Source organism: Streptococcus oralis, assembly GCF_016028255.1.
Taxonomy (GTDB): domain Bacteria; phylum Bacillota; class Bacilli; order Lactobacillales; family Streptococcaceae; genus Streptococcus; species Streptococcus oralis_AC.
This window is the reverse complement of record NZ_CP065707.1, coordinates 978200-997874: the sequence shown is the minus strand read 5'-3', so window position 1 is coordinate 997874 and position 19675 is coordinate 978200. Positions and strand designations below refer to the sequence as shown.

Below are 19675 nucleotides of genomic sequence, written 5' to 3'. Positions count from 1 at the left end.
AAGTCTCGAGAAATCTCGAGACTTTTTATTTGCCTTCTTTTTTATCTTTATCAGGAAAGAGGTAGCCAAGTCCTACACAAGCTAGCACACCGGCACCAATCACCAAACCACTTGAAATTGGCAAGAGATCAAAAATAGCATTTGCAATGATAAAGGCAATGATCAAGCACATCAGACTAGACTTGTAGTCTTTTTTCAAAAAGTTTTCTAGCGTGAAATAGAGGAACAATCCTACCGGAATGAGTGACCAGAGGTTGACATCCAAACTTGGCCAGCCAACAGATCCGAAATACAATACTAGCGCTGCTGCTACTAAAAATACAAGTCCCAATAATTTTTTCATTTTTATGTCTCCATTTTCTTTTTTAGGTTCTTGAGTTGTCTGATACTGACCCCTCACGTCCCTTACATGAATCATTATAGCAGAGGAATTTTTCAAGAACAAGCCCTTTTGCCTATCTGGTCAATATCTCTGTCTAAGTGGTTGAATAGTCGTGATAAAAGAAAAAGAAGCCCTAATGGGCTTCTTGATTCTGCCGATTGTAACAGTATTTTTGAACGAATACAATCTAGTTTTTCTTTTCCTTTGACTCTAGAGAAGATTTGATTGCTTCACGATCAGCTTGCAGTTGAGCTAAGTTCTTTTCTGCTTCCTCAAGTTTACTGGTATCTGGTTTCACACGATAATAAACATTTTCTGGTTTCATTAACATAGACCCATAATCTTGTCCTGAAAGTAGTCTTTCCTCAGCATGATTGCTTTTATCCGTAATCTTTCCGTCATCAGCAGGTTGCATAACAACTCCACTTGGCACAGCTACTACTACGAATCCTCCAGCAACAGAATCTTTTACCCATGCACTAATAGACGCTGTCTCAGGGTTACGACTATCTTGTCCTTTTGATACCTTTAATCCAACTACAGATTCGTACTTTTGATCATTTGTAAACCAAGTCGCACGTACTTCTCCAGAATCATTAATAATGTATTCATTGCCAGATTGACTACGCCAAGTACCTTCTAAACTAGACAAATCATTGTTCTTGATTGCTTCAATATCTAGTTTTGGAACGGTAGTTTCTTTCTTCAACTTGCTAACAAGTGCTTCTGCTTCCGTAATTTTGGTATCTAAAGCAGTCAGTTGATCCTTGAGTTTTTGAATTTCCACTTGTTTATCCTTATCAGTCTCATCTGTTTTTCCTTGGCTTGTAGACGCTTGACTTGTTGACTCTGTAGTTGAAACTGAAGACGATCCTTGATTTGGCTCTTTCTTTCCAATCAGAAGATATGAGAAAATACTTACCAAGATGAGAGTGACTAAAACAGAGAGTGCTATGCCAATATAGATTTTTATATTTTTATTCGGAGCCGACTTTGATTCAGACCGCTTAGGTCCATTGATCTCTTCAAATTGTTTTTCCCGTTCTTTCTTATTCATAATTTTCTCCTTTTTGATTGATATTCAGCCAAGCTTACGATACTTCATTCGTTACTATCCATGAACTTTTATGACTTTTAAAAAAAATCCAAGCAAAAATTTCTAGAATAAATAACTATAAAAATATCTCTAGATTGGTATCAAAACAAGTATTTATTACAATACATTATACCACAAAATATAAACAACCGTTTGTATTTATATTTTTATAAGCCGAAGAAATGGATTTTAAACAGAACCCATCTCCATTAGAAAAAGCCTGTCCTGAGACAAGGCTTTTACATATATCTCTTTTAAATCTCCCATTTTCATAGAAATCTAAATAATATATTTATAAATCAATACTTTCACAAAACTATGTCACCTCCTCACTATCTAATCTCAGTACATAAACCATTTTTTCTATAGCTTTTGTCTTAATCTTTATTTTTTCTATAGCTTTTGTCTTAATCTTTATTTTTTCTCTTCAATCCAAGAAAAGCTCCTACTATAAACATGATTCCGGCAGCTAATAGTGTCTGGGCTCCGCTTGCTGTTCCGGTTTTTGGCAACTCATTAGGATTGTTACTAGTTGATTTACTATTGATGTTGGTATTTTTATTAGTTAAGTTCCCTTCTTCATTTAGATAAACGTTCTTGTTAATTTCAAAGTTTTTATCATTTTCATCAGAAACAATACTATTGACATCATTAGTTGAATCAGATTGTGTTTTTTCTTTCTTTTTCGATACATCAAAAGTAGGTTTATTTTCCTCCTCCTTTTTCTCCTCTATTTTCTTGAATACAGGTTTTATAAAGGTATCTTTTGATAGATTAAGAACATAGCCGGCGTCTTTTTTCCCTTCGAAACCAGAAATTTCCCAACCATCAAATTGGTATCCTTTTTCTAATTCACCCTTATAGACAGGTAACATAAAATCTTCTTCCGACACTATCGTTGAACTCATTTCTTTTCCATTTTGAATGGTCACAGTTACCCTATGAGGTTTTAATTCACTTACCTCTCCCGTGTCTTTATTTAAAATGAATTCTTTTACGGTAGTATTTCTTGCAAAATCTTTTACAACAATCTTAATGTTTAGTGTCTTATCTGTTAGTTGTTTAATATCATCAAATGATTTGTATTCTTTTCCATTTACATAAATATGTTGTTCTTGAATCTCACCATCGAATCCATTATTTCTCTTATCATTGATGTTAAAAACTACAGATTTTCCATTAGCATATTCGATACTAGTATTTCCCTTAGGATCAATGCTTACTTCAGGTTTTACATTATCATATAAGAATTGATAGTGTACTCCAACTGCTTTTGCATTCAAATCGCTATAGCCAGTTTGAAGATAAACATTTCCATCCATATCTGTTACCTTATCTGGAAATCCGTTTGCTTTATAGTCTTTCATTCCCCAGTCCATGATGTCACCGTCTTTAACATTAAGCTTAATGTTAAAATCTCTAGTGTTATCAATGTGTAAATCTCCGTAGATTAAATAATTGTCTACAACCGATTCATTAACTCTCAACTCCCAGTTAAAACCACCCTTATCAGAAATCTTACCTCTTAAATAGAATTCTGGATTTCGTACATAAATTTTATTAGTTTTAGATGGATTAAAGTAGTTCTTGTCCATTGAAAGATTTACTGGTTTTGCATCAATAAATAACGTAGAGCCATCTTCTTTTATAGCTTCTACATTGGACTTATCCTCTCCTGTGTACTCTTTACTATCCTTACCAAATAATACCAGTTTAGAAGAATCTGTCACAAGATTGCCATCGTTATCGATTGCTTCCCCTTTATCATTCATTTTAAATGTAAACACTTGATATCTTACAATGTTAAAGCCGTCCAAAGCCGACATTAATACTGATTGAGTACTTCTTCCATCTTCAACATTTCTACTATCAGCATAAATTGTTGTTTCTGATAAGACTCTTAGATTAGGATTGGCCTTTTGGATTTTTGCTATATCTTCCTTGCTATAGACTCCATTTCCTTCTAACATATCCGTTTTTCCAGGATTATAGGTAGTCACTTTTAGTGCATAGCCTTTTCTTAGAATGATGTTATCCTTTAATAGATATTGTTGTTTTTCTGAATCAGAATAGATTTTACCAGATTCCATGTCCGTTAAATTGTTTGGTTTATTTTTTGAAAGATCTCCTTCTCCTAATTCTATTACATTCCCATAACTTGATGCATACGGATATTCTGCTTTAGTTTCCTTATTTTTTTCAGGCATTCTAATTTTAGTTTCAGCTTTTATCTGATCATCATCTTTGACAAAAAACCTCATATCTCCTGCAAAAGCTAATCCATCCACAATATCATTAATATTAGCGTATAAATCAAATGTCATCGTTTTTGAGTGGGAATCATACTTGGTCGTTTTGATTTCTATCGATTTATAGTTATTTCCATAATATACCTTGGCATTTTTAGAAACATTACTGATCTTTCCAAGAATTTCAAAGTGTCCATCTTTAGATGGGTTTAGAATGCCATAAATTTTTGATTTGATTTCATCAAGTTTTTCAGTTTCATATTGTAAGGCACTACCATCGTCATAAGCAATGATATTTCCCTTATCATCGTATTTATAATCGTATTCCTCTATTCTCTTACCAGTTTCACTTGTAAAGTCATCAACTTCTCTAAATTTCTTTTTAATGAGTTTCTTTAAGTCTTTGCTTTCAAAATCTCTAATTGTTGAAATAGTTTTATGAATAGTAAAACTAGATTTTTCTTCGGTAGCCTCTTCATTTTCTTGATGATGTTCTACCTCAGTTGTATCTTTTTTAAGACTATCATCTTTAACGTTTTTTATATTCTTAAATTTAGATTCAGGAATTTCTCCAAGCTTTTGGTATTTAGATGAATCTTGATCAGGATCTACTAGATAATAGGAAATCATCCCCTTTTCATCAGCATGATCAGCAAATTTAATTCTATGAATCTTTGTGAAATTGCTAGAACCGTCTAATGCAATCACTTCAATGATTTTGCCTCTTAAATCTCCTGCTCCACTAATTTCATAAATAGTATTTCCGTCTTTATCAAGTTTCCTATTTCGTCCTTGACCCTCACCTGCATAAGTTACTTCAAGATTTTTCTCAACCTCTCCATCTTCATTAACAAGAGCGGCCCCAGCATACCAAACTTCGTTGGCAATCTCGTCAAATTTTTCAGGATGTTCTTTTTGATCTCTCGCAAATAGCGTTTCATTCTTGTATTGCTCTTTGACCTTGTGATAAGTATCCTTTGTAATCAACTTAATTTTTTCAGGGTTTGAAAAATCAATTGAAACAATCTTTGGAGGGGTGTTATCAATTTTTACAGGAATATAGGAAACCTGCCATGGGTAATCCTTGGTTAATCTATATTTAAATTTATAGAAATATTGGCCTTCCGCAATCGGTTCAAATTGTCCTCGTATCTTAGTAGCAGGATCTTTTTTGTCATTACTTTCTGGGGCATTTTCTTCTCTACCTCTAGGGTTATAAATGAGTCCATCCCATTTCAAATCACCCCAAACTTTTAGCTTAGAAGATTTAATGCCCTTTGCATCATTTCTTTTAGAGTTTAAAATTCCTTTAATAAAGTGTTCTCTCGAAATGACTTTTAAGTCTCTTTGATTTTCTCCTTCTTTATTTGTATTTACTATTGAAATCACCCCTTCTTCTGCACTTCTTAATACAAGTGGAGAAGGCGTTAATCCTCTCTCAAGTTGAGCATCTTGAGGATTTCCATTTGAATCTAAAGGATAAATTTTAGCAATATTAGAACCACTTGATGAGGGTGCGTTGATTCCTTCGTTATTGAAAGCAAATAGTTCTGGATTTTGATCTAGGGATGTTGTATTTCTATCTTTTCTATTTTGGATAACTCCTGCTGGATTAAATTTATCTATACCATGTTCTCCACCAATCCCCTTATTTAAGGTACCTGGAATTTTTGGTTTGCCATCATCATCATAACCTTCCATCGCTTTTGATTTTGACCCTTCTTCCCAGGCCCATTTATCAAGGATTGGTTCGTGGTTCCAATTCCCAGCAAATCCCATTAGAGGCATGGACAAAGAAGGTTGGAAGTTTCTTTTCTTACCGTTGGAGTTTAGAGCTTCCATTTCTTCCACTGACTCAAAATGAATAAATGATTCTACAAATTTATTTTTATTTTTTGCTTCCCCAACATTTATAACCGCATTTAAATCAAAGCTGGAATTTGGACCTATAGTGAAAGTATCATGCTCAAATGTGATATTTGCTCCTTTGACTTTTTCTGGGTGAATTTCTGGAACAATTTGCTTCCCGTCCGGAGATTTTTCATCTTTATATGTTTCATCGAGTTTTAGCCTATCAGTTAGAGCATCTGTAGTTACAGTTGATGCAGAAACTTTAAAGGTTAAAGGTCTATTTGAGGTATTGTGAAGCTTGATTGTAAAGTATTTTTTATCACCTTTTATTTCTTTAAGAGAAATGGAACCATATGAATTTACCAAACCTTTAGAATCTATATTTTTGAAAGTCGCTACAACTTCATTTCTCAAAGCGTTGGCAACATTAATTAGTCCCGCTCCCTGCTGTCTAGGTGATGCAAAGTATTGACTCTTTTCTTTCCAAGAGGTTGCATCCATCATAGGTCTTGCAGTATTTTGTAGGGCTATTTTTGTAAGACTTGTAAGGTCTATTTTGTCATCTCCCTTAAGATTTTTCAAGACAGGTCTTTCAAGCAATTCCTTTAATTTTGGTCGAATCAAAACAGTAGAAGCTGCTACAATTGGAGTTGCCATGCTAGTTCCTGACATATAACCATAAGTAGATTTACCATTAATAACATTTAGAGTAGATTTAATATTTTTACCTGGTGCTGAAACATCCGGTTTTAAAAGCAAATCTGTTCTTGGCCCCCAAGATGTAGACCCTGCTGGAACTATAATATCTTCTTTATAAAGTTCTTTGTCTGTGTCAGGTGCAAATTTAAAGTCAATTTCTTTTTCATCACCTACATTCGGTTTATTAGAATTATAGCTTTCCATATCAATTGGATAGTATTGTTCTAAGTTATCTTTAAAATCTTCCTTATTATTTCTTTTGACTTCAGTTTTTTTATCAGGGTTAATCATGTTCCATAATTTTACACCATCATCTCCTGAAATTGAAAATACTTGACTAGTAGTCCCTTCATCCGCTTCATATCCCATAGCTGGAAGGTCTGTCCAATTATCTCTATTGTAGTAATTTACAGTATTTACAACCATAATGGCACGTGCGCCTTTATCCATAGCTCTTTTAAAAGCATCTTTTAAATCCTTGGTATAAATTCTATCCATTACTGCAATTTTGCCCTTAAGATCCAAGCCTATCAAATCTTGGTCTTGACCTTTGCCTATATATACAAATTTTAATTTATTTGGAGTTTTTGAGCCATCCTCATTTGTTAGGATTTTGTTTTTATCGAAAAAAGCCCCTATATTTCTGTATTTAAAACTTTGTCCTCCAATGTTAACCTTATCAAACTCAATGGTTTGATTTTTAGCAGAAGCGACCGCTATCGCATCTTCATGTGCGGCAGTTCGTGTTACATTTCCAGTATCTGTCATTTTCAGATTATTATTTGCTACTAAATCCCAAGAAGAACTTGAAGCAGAAGTCGCAAAGTTACCTGTAGCAACAACCATTGGGATTCCAGCTTTTCTTAATGCTCTAATAGCCTCCCAATATTTCTCGCCTACAAGACCGGTTCCCGTAAAGCCAGATGATACCGAAACAACATCGACATTGTGTTTGATCGAATCTTCAATAGCATGAAACATTGTTTCATCACCTGCAAACCCAGATCCTGCGTCAGAGTACATTTTATAAGAGAAAATTTGTGCATTAGGCGCAATTCCATCTATGCCATTAAAGTTCTTGATATCTTTTTCAGTATCATTTCCAGCAAGAATCCCTGCAATATGCATCCCATGTGGGTCAAAATAATCCCTTCCATCATCATATTTTTCTACAGTGATTTTACCACCATTATAATAATTGAACGCATGAGGGATTTTATCACTCAACCAATAATTCTTATCAGTGCCTTTTAAGTCATCTTTTTTAAATTTCATTGAGTCTTTGGCATCATCATCAATCCTCATAGCCTTATGCCTATAATCTGTTCCAGTATCGATATTTGAAATGACCATACCTCTACCATCAAAATTTTTCCCAAATGGAGCATTGATAGACTTTAGGTAATCAATAGCTTCCTCAACTCCAATTTCCTTTCTGGCATGATTCATCATTGGTTGGAGTTTTTGTGATCGTTCAACCGACGAAACACCTTCTATTTGTTTAATTTTGTCCAAATTATCTGGAGTTGTTTCAATGGCAGCGCCATTAAAAATCGTATTATAGGTATATAAAACTTTTGTATCCTTAAGATTTGATAGTTCCTTAATTACTTTTTCTCCAGATTGTTTATCTTTAAATTCAGCAATATAGACAACTTTATCTTCTTTTTTCGGATTTTCTGTATCTTTATTTACAAATGAGTCCGCATCATTTCCTTGGGATTGATTGGAGTCTTCTTTGATACTTGCTCCTTCGTTACTAGTTTTTTTGTCTATCACAGACTTTTTACTAACAACCTCTTTTTCCTCAATAACTGTTGTCTTCTTCTCCTCAGTATCCTTTGAAGTTTCTATAACATTATGAAGTTCTTCAGATTGTTCATTGTTTTCTGTTTCTTTATCTGCTACTACTTTTTCTTTATCTGCTACTACTTTTTCTTTATCAGAAATTCTTAAAGCATCTTCAGAACTAGGTGCATCTGCTAAAATTACCTCATTGGGGGCATATGCTGCTAAAATAACTGCAGCAGTAGTTAATGACAATACCGTACTTTTTTTCATTTTAATTCCTTAATTTTTTATTTTAAACCCAATAGATAGAAAACTTTAACCTTGCTAGCCTTTGTTATAAAAAGTTTTATGACGTATCATCTAGTGGGGTAGAGTAGTACATTTATATATAATTGTTAGCTCTCTGAAAAACAGTATATCAATTAAAAAAATTTAAGTCAAGAAAAATTAACCCAGGTTAATTTTTTTTTTAATCCATGTTAACAAATAGTCTAGTCAATAAATATTATAGTTAACTGGCTACAATATAAACTCATTCCTACCATCAAAAATATTATCAATTAACCGGAATAACTACCAAAATCGCAAAAAGGGGGGATGGATACAACTTATACTTAAATAAATATGCAAAAACAACCGCTATAATTTTCAACGGTTGTTTGTAACATATTTAATTTTTAACTCTCATCCTATCTTATCTCTTACGAACCCGCACTTTCGTAGGCATCTAAGCCCCTGTCCCATAGTTTCAAAGAAATTGCAAAGAAGATAAGTGAAATCAGAATCAACCCACCAATGTTAAAGAGCCCATTCTTGTCCTCTAAGAAATAGCTGGCAGGATAGTAGGCTGTAAAGGCAAAGGGGATGATAAAGCTAATCAACCAACGAAGAAGGGAATTGTAAATGGAAATTGGATATTTGGCAAAGTCATTAAACATATAAAAAATGTAAATCATGGCGCCTGACTGCTTGGTCCAAAAAGCGATGCTGGCAGTCGCGATTTTCAAGGAAGTATAAATCAAGGTCGCAAAAGGAATACAGACTAAGAAAAGCAGGAATTTGGGAAGAGTCCAAGCAATGCTTGATACTGTTGTCGCTAGCAAAATACCTCCGACCAAAAGTTCACCCAAGGCATCAATCTGAAAGGTCTCAACGAGGATATGGAAGAGAGGATTGATAGGACGAGTCAGATACTTGTCAAATTCTCCCTTTCGCACCAAGCGCTGCCCCAGTGCCCAGAGATTATCAAAAAAGAGATGGTCCAATCCCTTGGGAATCAAGGAAAAACCATAGATAAAGGCAATCTCTTGAAAGGCCCAGCCTTCTAGGGATGGAATGTGTTGAAAGATGACATTGAGAAACAAGAGGTTCAAACCTTGGGTCAGAAAGACACCTAAAACACCAACCACAAAATCAACCTTGTATTCCATGATTTGCTTGATGTATTGTCTGATAAAAATCAGATGCATGCGTTGATATTTTTTCATACTAACCTCCTTGAATGGTGATGAAGGACTGGACTCGTTTCCAAATCAGCTGAGACAAGCCCACCATCACTAAGAGCCAGAAAAACTGCAAAGCGAATGCCTGAAGAATCTGACTGGCATCGTACTTCCCAACAATGATCATAACCGGAGTATAAATTAAAGATGAAAAAGGCAAGAAGGACAGAATATCTGAAACAAGCTTTGGAAAGAAAGCCAAGGGAATCAGACTTCCAGACATAAAGGCCACTATGGAAGTTTTAAGTAGATTGGAACCCCAAAGATTTTTAAACACAAAAGCTGAAAATCCAAAGCAGATATTAAAGAAAAAGTTAATCAGATAGGCCAGCGTCAAGCTAAATAGATAAAGGGTAGTTAGCCCCAGCACTTCTACAATCCCTTGCCCAGAAAGGATTTTCATCAAGACAATCACACTCAAGAAAGGAAGTCCAACAGAGATAAAAATCAACCACTTGGAGCCAAGCTCGGTGAAGAGATAAGAGGCCGCAAAATGCACCGGTCGCAACAAGCGCATGATAATGGAGCCATCCTTGACCTCCTCCCCAATCATAAAAGAAGAATCCGACCTAGTCAAAAGATTAGTCACAAAACTCATGATAATGTAGAGAGTGATATCTGCCATACTAAAGCCCTGAATCAAAGACTCCTGCGAGGAATCAAAGACCGCCTTCCAGAGATAGAAAGCCACAAAAGCTCCCATAACATCCCCAATCCGATAGAGAATAAAGTTGACTCGATAAGTAATCAACTCCTGAATCCCTGCATTGATAAAGGGTTTATAACGTCTCCACAATTTGACCATATTAGAGCTCCTTTCGATAGAAGCGACGGATAATATCCTCAATATCCGTATCCAACATCTTCAAATCGCGGATTTCAAAATCAGACAGGGTTTGCTTGATAATATCGGCCGACTGGTAGCAGGAACTATCGAATTCAATATTGAGGCTATTTCCTTGTCTATCAATGGTCATATCAGGCAGGCCTTCATAGTGAGAAGCGAGATGACTTTGACCTGGCACCAGTTCAAAAGAAAGAGTCTTCATCTTGCCAAAGGTTTCCTTGAGCTGGCTCACCGTTCCATCAAAAATCTCTTGCCCCTTATCAATCATAAAAATCCGATCACAGAGTTGCTCAATATCACTCAGGTCGTGAGTGGTCAAGAGAATGGTTGTTTCTTCCTCCTGATTGATCTGGGTGATGGCGCGACGAATGTTGTCCTTGACCGAAACGTCCAAACCAATAGTCGGCTCATCTAAAAAGAGAACTTTGGGATTGTGGAGCAAGGACGCCGCAATGTCCGCCCGCATCCGTTGGCCAAGTGAAAGAGTCCGCACGGGGTCTTTGATAAATTCCTTCAAATCCAAGACTTCATTCAAAAAGTCCATGCGCTTGTGGAAAAGCGAGTCCGGCACATCGTATATCTCTTTCAAAACCGTGTAGGTCTCTTGCAGAGCCAAATCCCACCATAGCTGGGTGCGTTGTCCAAAGACCACTCCAATATCCTTGACATAATCCTGACGGTTGTCCTTCGGAATCTTACCATTAATCCGACAAAAACCAGATGTCGGTTTCAAAATCCCTGTCAGCATTTTGATGGTGGTTGACTTCCCAGCACCATTTGCGCCGATAAAACCTAAAATCTGGCCCTTTGGTACCTCGAAGGTCAAATCCTTGACCGCTTCAAAAGTCTGCTTTTCAGGATGAATAAAGGAGTGCAAAGCTCCATTCAAACCAGGTTCCTTTACTGTCTTCACAAAATTTTTCTGAAGATGTTCCACTTCTATCATTGCCATATCTATCTCCCCTTAGTAAGAAATCAACAAACCGTGTCCTCTAAATACAAAAAGCCAATTTCTCATCTTCTAAAATCTGCCTTCTTTATCACATTAGAAGGCCTCAGTAACACTCTATTATAAAGTAATTAAGAAGGGAAAACAAGTGTTTTTTGTGGGATAGGAAAGAAAGCATAGAATATCCCAGTGATCGAATATCTTGAAAACGACTAGATTCACTCTCCGCTGCTTCATCGGAACTTTTTTGCATTTCCAAAATGAGATACAACAATGGTATCCAATTGATTCGCTATTTCTTTAAAGGAAAGATTTAAGTCCAAAGTCTGAACACTGATTTGATTACCGTGCATTTGATAAACATTATCTGGTTGAACTACTTCATCTGTCTTTGCATAGAGCAACATCCCCGACACTTTGCTACCATGTTCTTGATTTTGGTATTCTCTATTTTTGACATATGTAAAAATCTGATAAAGATTGTTGGAGTGGAGAGAATACTTTTTAAAATTCATTTGAGTTGTACTTTTATAGTATTTAGCATCAATAATCAAGATAGAATTCTCTTTTTGAAGCTGAATATCACTTTGCATGATAGGGAGCATCTCACCGATACCATCGTCTAACGCCCACGGTATCTGTGCTGCATTCGCATTTAATTCTGGATAATGTTTTTTATAATACTCAAGGATAAATTTTTCATACAATCTGTTCATTCGTCGCTCATCTAAGAAACTCATCATCTTCATGTTACCATCTGATGTTGTTTGCAATAAACCTTTTACCACTAAATAGCAAATGGCAATCATCATTCTATAAGATTGATTATTTTTGTTGTATTGCAGATTCCAGTTAACAGTTTCCAAATCAATCGGTTCAACATCACGGAAATAAACCATCAATTTCCGCAATTCTTTCTTCCTATCCTTGGAGATATCTGCTTTCAACAGAAGATTGACCGTTGATTTTATAATACGGTTCATCCTATTATTTACTGAAAACTCTTCATAAGTACAAAATATTTTCTTCCCAAGAGTACATTGACTTTTGATTGACTCTGTAATCTCAATTTTTCCCCTTAGTGTAGAGAGTTCTTCCACTTGAGCAAGGTATTCCTTTCCCAGTCCTCTCTTAAGCTGTATGGCAATTCCTTTAGCCAAGATAGCACTCATCAAATCAGCCGTATGATGAAACTCCTCTGTGGCAAGTTTCTGATATCCTTGCCCCTTAAGAACCTTAAAAGCATAAGTCAGCATGTAATAAACATTCTTTATCGGTATCACTTAATCGCACTCCTTAGATTGCCACTCCATTCTTTAACTAAGCTAGGTTCATCAAACCAATACTCCTTTAAAAGAGGTATCAGTTCATACTCTACAATACTCGAAAGAACTTGTTGGTCGATACTATTCGGTATTAGATTACAAAAATAACTATGGCCTATGCAAAAACCCTCTCCTAAACTTTCATCAGAAGCGATGATTTCATTTAGATGCTTCACAGTATTTATTAATGCATCAAATTTTTCATTCTTCAAGTGTGATTGATATTCTTTGAAGCCATCCGAATCAAATCCTGGTTTCAGCTCAAAAAATGCAAATCTTCGTCTCAAGGCAAAATCTAGCATGGCTAAGCTACGATCGGCAGTATTCATCATACCAATAATGTATAAGTTCTCCGGAATTGAGAATTGTTCATCCGAATAAAGAAGCTGTAGATCTCTTCCTCGCTTATCCATTTCGATAAGCATAAACAATTCACCAAATATTTTGCTCAAATTTCCTCGATTAATTTCGTCAATGATAAAGAAATAATCATTGCTTTCATCGCCCTCAGCCTGTTTACAAAATTGATAGAAGGGACCTTTTCTTAGTTCAAAACCACTGGCAGAAGGTCTAAATCCCATAATAAAGTCTTCGTAAGAGTAACTTTGGTGAAACTGAACCATCTTTACCCTATCGATCGCTTTTTCACCCATCAGTGAGTAAGCTAGTCGATCAGCAGTAAATGTTTTTCCAACACCCGGAGCCCCCTCCAATATGATGTTCTTCTTGAGGCGAAGAATCGTTGCCAATCGATTATAATCCTCTGCTGATACAAAAACTTCTTTTAGAAAATCTTCCCTAGTATAGCTAGTATCCACTTTTTCTGATTCTTTAGTGTCTTCAGATGGTAGATCATATCTAGGTGCTGAACTCTCAGTAACTTCATTTTTTGCTTGTTTTTCTTTTTTCACTTGTTCAGAATACTTCCACGCTGCAAAAGACAATTCATTGAAGTTTTTCAATTCAGACTGTGGACTACCTAAATAGTTTTTAAGTATTTCAACAATAGAAAAATAATCTGATGCAGAAACTTTCGAATTCACCTTTGGGAGTTTATGGACTAATTCTAAAGGTAATTTCCCAGATTCGTAAATATACTCCTTGTTTGGTCCATCTATATTTAAAAACGAATTGGAGGCAATCCAATATAAGCCCATCGTAACTTTAGCAGTACCATTGTTTTTTCTATTGATGACTTTATCAAAATAGCCTGAGAGAAGCTCCTTATTTTCAGATGATGAATCTTCGGAATAAGCTAATGCCGCTACAAAAAGCTCCCACAAATCATCAATATCACTAACCCCTCTATCTGTATAAAAAAGATAATAGGTCGCATTCTGTTTATTGAGAACGGGAATACTGTCGAATGAAGTTGGAACATCATGAGATAATTCAAATAATTCTGCAATAGCAGTCAAAATTTTAATCCGATTTTCATTTTTCAACCCTTTATTGAATAGACCAAAAATTGTAAAAGGGTCAATATCCATGATATTGTTGTCCTTGTCCAAGGTTGGCATTGAAATGCCCGTCATTTGATAAATTGCCTTAACCTTTTGAATGAGCTCTGCCCTTTTCTCTTTATAGCTCACAAGTTTAAACGCAAATTCTTTATAAAAATCTACCCAATCAAATTGTCCTGCTTGTCTCATCTTAAACCTCACATCCCACATCTCTAGTAATTTTTGATGTACTAAATTTTATTGTTAATTAATATTATAGCACGAAAACCTTTCCAATACGATGCAACATTGCTATACATATACGATAAAAATTTCACTATCTTTAATCAACTTCAACAGTACACAAACAGGTGACCTTTGTCGCCTCAAATGATTCCTTCTGATACTTTGAAATTCAATAATGAATCTATTCGATTCACTTTTTTATCCTTCATTATGAAGTTTCATTTCAATCTCCTTTGTAGATATGTCGTGAGGAAGAGGAAATATCTTCGTGTAGCCCTCATCACAAAAGAGAACCTTCTGATCTGATGGAAACCATTCCCGAAGCCAGAGGATATAGGCGGCATAATCTTGTAACCGATTTTTTGAATCAAAGTAGTTTATAACGAAGACATCATTTTTTCGATTCAAAGCACCCTCAACTGAGACCTCGGGACTTTGGTAATCCCATAAAAGACGATAGGCTTTTTCATGATCGTTTTCTTCCCTTATAATCACACCTGAATACCTATCTCTCAGCGAAGCACAAAATGCTTGGATATCAAATTCTGCATTTTCATAACCATCTAAAAAGATAAAATCTGCTGAACTCATGACTCTCCTCCTCTCTTTGAAAGCCTGATATTATTTTATCATAAATTAAAAAATTTCTTAGAATCAAATTAAATTCCACCTCCTAAACTTGAAAAATAATTTATTTCCACCACACAAAAAACCCACCCTCATGGGCAGGTTTCTGTTTTGTATTGTTCAGCTAGATTAAGCTTTACCTTCTGAACCGAATACGTCGATACGTTCTTCAACTGATGCTTGGATAGCTTTTACACCGTCAGCCAAGAATTTACGTGGGTCGAAGAGTTTTTTCTTGTCGTATTCTGCTTCGTTTGCTTCGTAGTCACGAGCAAATTTACGAGTTGCGTTAGCGAATGCGATTTGGCATTCAGTGTTAACGTTAACTTTTGCAACACCAAGTTTGATAGCTGCTTGGATTTGGTCATCAGGAATACCTGAACCACCGTGCAATACGATTGGGAATCCTGGTACAGCTTCAGTCAATTTTTGCAAGTGGTCAAGGTGAAGACCTTTCCAGTTTGCAGGGTATGGACCATGGATGTTACCGATACCAGCTGCCAAGAAGTCGATACCAGTTGCAACCATTGCTTTAGCATCTTCGATTGGAGCCAATTCACCATCACCGATGATTCCGTCTTCTTCACCACCGATAGTTCCAACTTCAGCTTCTACTGACACACCATTTGCGTGAGCAAATTCTACAACTTTACGAGCTTTTTCAAGGTTTTCTTCAACTGGAAGGTGTGAACCGTCAAACATAACTGAAGTATAACCAACTTGAATACACTCAAGTGCATCTTCGTAGTGACCGTGGTCAAGGTGGATAGCTACTGGTACAGTGATACCCATTGATTCAACAAGGTTAGCGATCAAGTTGCGAGCAACTTTGTAACCACCCATGTATTTAGCAGCACCCATTGAAGTTTGGATCAAAACTGGAGCTTTTTTAGCTTCTGCTGCGCGCAAGATAGCTTGAGTCCACTCAAGGTTGTTTGTGTTAAATCCACCAACTGCATAACCGTTGTCACGAGCTGCTTGGACAAATTTTTCTGCTGAAACGATTGCCATTTGTCAGGCCTCCTATATATTTTTTGGGACATCCCATTTACATTGTTCATTTTATCACTTTTTGATAAAAAAAGCTAGTTTTTCCCATACTTTAGATTGAATTTCTTCTAGCCCAATCAATGTAAACCCTTTCTTTCCCTTAGTCTTGCACGACTTTAGGATAACGTATGAAAAAGATCAAGCGATCATCTTGCATCTCAAAATGATAAGGTAATTTCTCATGTTCTAATAAACTTTTGACCACAAAGAGTCCCATCCCCGAACCCTTGGCCTTGCGACTGGCATTTTCAGAAAAAGACTGGGCCAATTTTTCTTGTTCTTCAGGACTACAGCTATTTTCGATAAAGAGTTCCCCTTCTTTCTCCCCGATACGAACCAAGCCGCCTAGAGTGGAGTGCTTGATAGCATTACTGATGAGATTCGATAGGATTAGTTTCATGACAGATGGGTTTATGTAAGCCTGCTGATGGGTCAAGCGATTGTCTATCTGAAGTTCTTCCTCCTTGGCGAGCAAAGCATAATCCTTGACTAGACTTTGTGTCATCTGAAGGAGGTCAACCTCTTCTTTCTCCTCTCGCAATTCCTGTACAGAAGAAAGAGACAATATCTGGAGAACGTGGTGACTGAGGTCGTCCACAATCCCCAAGGCAACTCCAAGATAGTGGTCTCTATCCTTATAACGACCGATATTTTCTTTCATATTTTCGATTAGGATTTTCAAACTAGCCAGAGGTGTTTTCAGTTCATGAGAAGCCCCTCGAAGAAACTCAACCTTCATCTTCTCCAGCTGGAGAATAGCTTCATTCTTCTCATGCAAGTCCGCAATGACAGTCAAGAGATGCTGGTAGAGGCTATTGATTTGTTCCTTGAGATCACCTATCTCATCCTTAGAATCCACGCGCAATCGTACTTGGGCATCCAAATCCATCATTCGACGGGTCACCCGCTTGATTTCCAAAATCGGTGCAACAATGGTCCGAGCGTAGATGTAAGCCACCAAGAGAGAAATCAGAAAGGATGCCAGCAAGGTATAAGGAAGAAATTGGAGACTAATCTGCTCTGCTTCCTTTTGCAAATCCATGGACGCTAGAAATTGGAGAGTCATAGTGCTACCATCTTGCGTTTTCACCTCACGCTCCTCGATAAAGAGGGAAGTAGTTTGACGGTCCGTATCCAGAGGAAGATTGTCCTTGACTTCTAACTTGTCCTCGGTCATCTCTCCCTTGACAGCTCCTTTGATATCACTAGTCTGGGAATACAAGTCTAAGACTTGCTCGATACTTTGCCTATCCTTTCCTTCTAGGGATTGGGAAATGGCTGTCGCTTTCTGGCCAATGGTTTCCTGACGATGACTCAGATAAGTCGAGGGAAAGAGAAAATAAATGGCTAAATGAAGACAAATAACCAGAACACTAAAAATCGAGAAGGTATAGATAAAGATCTTTGTAAATAAACCTGTTCGTTTCATTTTCTCTCCAATTTATAACCAACATTGCGCACAGTGAGGATACAATCCAAGTCTAGCTTTTTCCGTAATTCCTTGATATAGACATCAATGACACGGTCAAAGGGAACCTCATCTGTCACCTTCCAGACCGCATCAATTATCTGAGAACGAGTCAAGGCCCGGCCTTCATTTTTCACCAGATAGTCCAGAATTTCCAACTCTTTGGCATTGATAGCCACTTCTTCTCCCGCGAGGCTTGCACTGTAACTCTCAAAGTCCACCTTGGTATCCTTATAAGAGAAGATTCGTCCCGTATCGTAGTATCGCTTGAAAATCGCGTCCACCCTTACTTTTAAAAGGGAGAGGGAAAAGGGTTTTTCCAGATAACCATCTGCTAGCGAAGCAAAGGCACTCATCTTGTATTCTTCATCCTGAAAGGCGGTCAGCATCAAGACAGGAACCTGACTGCTTTTACGAATCTCAGCTAGTACTTCTAGACCATTAAGCTTGGGCATCTGGATATCCAGCAGTACTAGAGCAACTTCATAGCTGGAAAATTTTTCCAGAGCTTCTTGACCGTCTGCTGCTTCAATGGTTTCATAACCACAATCCGTCAAATAGTCACTGATTCCCTCACGGATCATCTCTTCATCTTCTACAATTAAAATTTTCATAGAAAAACGTTTCACATTCCTTTAAATTTCTTGTAAATCATCTCTGTTTTATCCTGATAGGAAGAGTCCTTATCAAGATGAAATAGATAAAAATGCTACCTATATTATACCCCATTTAGGGAAGAATAGGTAGCAAGTTTTTTATTCGCTATCGAGCAAGAGCTCTTTTGGTTGTTTTCTGAGGAGATTGCTTGAGGCAAGCGCCATAACGAGAACCACTAGAACCAAGGCTAGGACAAAGACGATGATAAAGTCTGATGTCTGAATGGAAATATCTAGGCTCGACAAGGTCTTACTAAAGCCGTCTACTTCTGCACCACCACCAAGGTTAGAGGCTTGAGCAGCCTTGCTGGCTTGCTTGGCAACACCTGAAGTGACATTGGCAAGAACAGTATTTCCGATGGCACGAGCTGTGTAGTTGGCTAGGAAGTAAGCAGAAACGAGAGCAGGGATGGCAATCAGGATAGATTCGGTGATGAATTGTCCCAAGATACTTGCCTGCTTGAGACCGATAGAGAGGAGAATTCCCACTTCCTTGCGACGAGCATTGATCCAAAGACTAAGCAAGAGTGCAAGGAGAAGAACTGAGAAGCTCAAGCTACCCCAGAAGAGGAGGTTGGCCATCTTGTACATACCAGAGATGGATTGCTCTAGAGCTGGGTAGTTAGAGGAGCTCTTCACAAGTGTGTAGCTCTTCCAGTTGATGCCACTGATACCATTCAACTCTTTCATAACATCATCCAAGTTCTTGTCCGCTGTTACAAAGAAGGTTGCGTCCCCATAAATAGCTGTATCTTCTGTGTATCCATAAAGTTTTGCAGCAGTGTGAATGTCTGTGATAGCTGTATTTTCATAGAGTTCTTGTGAGTAGGTTACTGCTGACTTATTGTGGCCATCAAAGAGTCCCTTAATTGTCACTTCAACTGTTTCCTTGGCCCCTTTTTCATTGTCTGCATCGTAGATATTGGAGTCTAGTTTGACCTTATCTCCGACTTTCCAGCCGTGTTTAGCTGCCAAGTCCTTGTGCATGAGGATCTTGTCTTTGTCGTCGTTGGTTAGGTGCTCACCTTCAACAAGCTTATATGAACCAGAGACAAACTTATCTTCTTTAGAGGAGTCATTGACACCTGTAATCATCAAGCTGCTTCCAAACCGTTTGGCACGGTCTGCAGTGAGATTTTTCTTGGTTTCTGGCGTTTCGATGAGGTCGTATCCAGTCAAATCTCCGATAGCGTTGATGCGTTTAACATAAGACTCGATGGCCTTATTTTCGGTGATTTTTTTGATATCCTCACCCTTAATATTCCCAGCACCACGTGGCGTTCCTTGATTGACGCGACGATTGATTTGCATGGAGAAGCTATTGGTGATATTTTTAAAGGTCTCCTGAGAAGCCTTGGCAGTAGCCCCTTTGATTGACAAGCCGACCAAACTCAAGCTCGCCATGAGGAGAATAATCAGGAAGATAACAATCGATTTGAAAAACTTCCTTGTAACATAGGCAAATGCGTTGTGTAACATAGGTTCCCTTTCTAGA

Annotated in this window: 13 protein-coding genes; all 13 read right to left on the bottom strand. The window is 37.1% G+C overall.

Annotation, left to right across the window (positions count from 1 at the left end):
- Window positions 1-25: 25 nt before the first annotated feature.
- The 13 genes from I6G42_RS04860 to vex3 all read right to left on the bottom strand — a co-directional run bounded on the left by I6G42_RS04860 (window position 26) and on the right by vex3 (window position 19659).
- On the bottom strand, window positions 26-343 hold the full coding sequence (locus I6G42_RS04860) for a LiaF transmembrane domain-containing protein (protein WP_000734663.1): 318 nt from the start codon (window positions 341-343) through the stop codon (window positions 26-28).
- A 226-nt stretch (window positions 344-569) separates the two neighbouring features.
- Window positions 570-1439, bottom strand: a complete 870-nt coding sequence (locus I6G42_RS04855; RefSeq protein ID WP_038804924.1) for a DUF6287 domain-containing protein — start codon at window positions 1437-1439, stop codon at window positions 570-572.
- A 446-nt stretch (window positions 1440-1885) separates the two neighbouring features.
- Complete coding sequence (locus tag I6G42_RS04850; protein WP_038804923.1) at window positions 1886-8338, bottom strand: S8 family peptidase; 6453 nt, start codon at window positions 8336-8338, stop codon at window positions 1886-1888.
- 431 nt (window positions 8339-8769) lie between these two features.
- Window positions 8770-9555, bottom strand: a complete 786-nt coding sequence (locus I6G42_RS04845) for an ABC transporter permease (protein ID WP_000760716.1) — start codon at window positions 9553-9555, stop codon at window positions 8770-8772.
- A 1-nt stretch (window position 9556) separates the two neighbouring features.
- Window positions 9557-10375 carry an ABC transporter permease gene (locus I6G42_RS04840; RefSeq protein ID WP_000240148.1) on the bottom strand — a complete coding sequence of 273 codons (819 nt, stop codon included), beginning with the start codon at window positions 10373-10375 and terminating at the stop codon, window positions 9557-9559.
- Window position 10376: 1 nt separating this feature from the next.
- A complete protein-coding gene (locus I6G42_RS04835; protein ID WP_038804922.1) occupies window positions 10377-11369 on the bottom strand; it encodes an ABC transporter ATP-binding protein in 993 nt (330 codons plus the stop codon).
- Window positions 11370-11599: 230 nt separating this feature from the next.
- Window positions 11600-12649: a 5-methylcytosine-specific restriction endonuclease system specificity protein McrC gene (gene mcrC, locus I6G42_RS04830; protein ID WP_000612301.1), complete on the bottom strand. Its 1050-nt coding sequence runs from the start codon at window positions 12647-12649 to the stop codon at window positions 11600-11602.
- On the bottom strand, window positions 12646-14343 hold the full coding sequence (locus tag I6G42_RS04825; protein ID WP_038804921.1) for an AAA family ATPase: 1698 nt from the start codon (window positions 14341-14343) through the stop codon (window positions 12646-12648). The genes mcrC and I6G42_RS04825 overlap by 4 nt, the downstream gene beginning before the upstream one ends.
- A 234-nt stretch (window positions 14344-14577) precedes the next feature.
- Window positions 14578-14970, bottom strand: coding sequence for a hypothetical protein (locus tag I6G42_RS04820; protein WP_038804920.1), 393 nt, complete (start codon window positions 14968-14970; stop codon window positions 14578-14580).
- Window positions 14971-15135: 165 nt separating this feature from the next.
- Entirely contained in the window at window positions 15136-16017 is an 882-nt protein-coding gene (locus I6G42_RS04815; protein ID WP_001019005.1) for a class II fructose-bisphosphate aldolase, read from the bottom strand.
- A gap of 139 nt (window positions 16018-16156) precedes the next feature.
- Window positions 16157-17485, bottom strand: coding sequence for a sensor histidine kinase VncS (vncS, locus tag I6G42_RS04810; RefSeq protein WP_038804919.1), 1329 nt, complete (start codon window positions 17483-17485; stop codon window positions 16157-16159).
- Window positions 17482-18138: a response regulator transcription factor VncR gene (gene vncR / locus I6G42_RS04805; protein ID WP_038804918.1), complete on the bottom strand. Its 657-nt coding sequence runs from the start codon at window positions 18136-18138 to the stop codon at window positions 17482-17484. Before vncR ends, vncS begins: the two co-directional genes overlap by 4 nt.
- Window positions 18139-18279: 141 nt before the next feature.
- Window positions 18280-19659: an ABC transporter permease subunit Vex3 gene (gene vex3 / locus I6G42_RS04800; RefSeq protein WP_000902987.1), complete on the bottom strand. Its 1380-nt coding sequence runs from the start codon at window positions 19657-19659 to the stop codon at window positions 18280-18282.
- Window positions 19660-19675 lie beyond the last annotated feature (16 nt).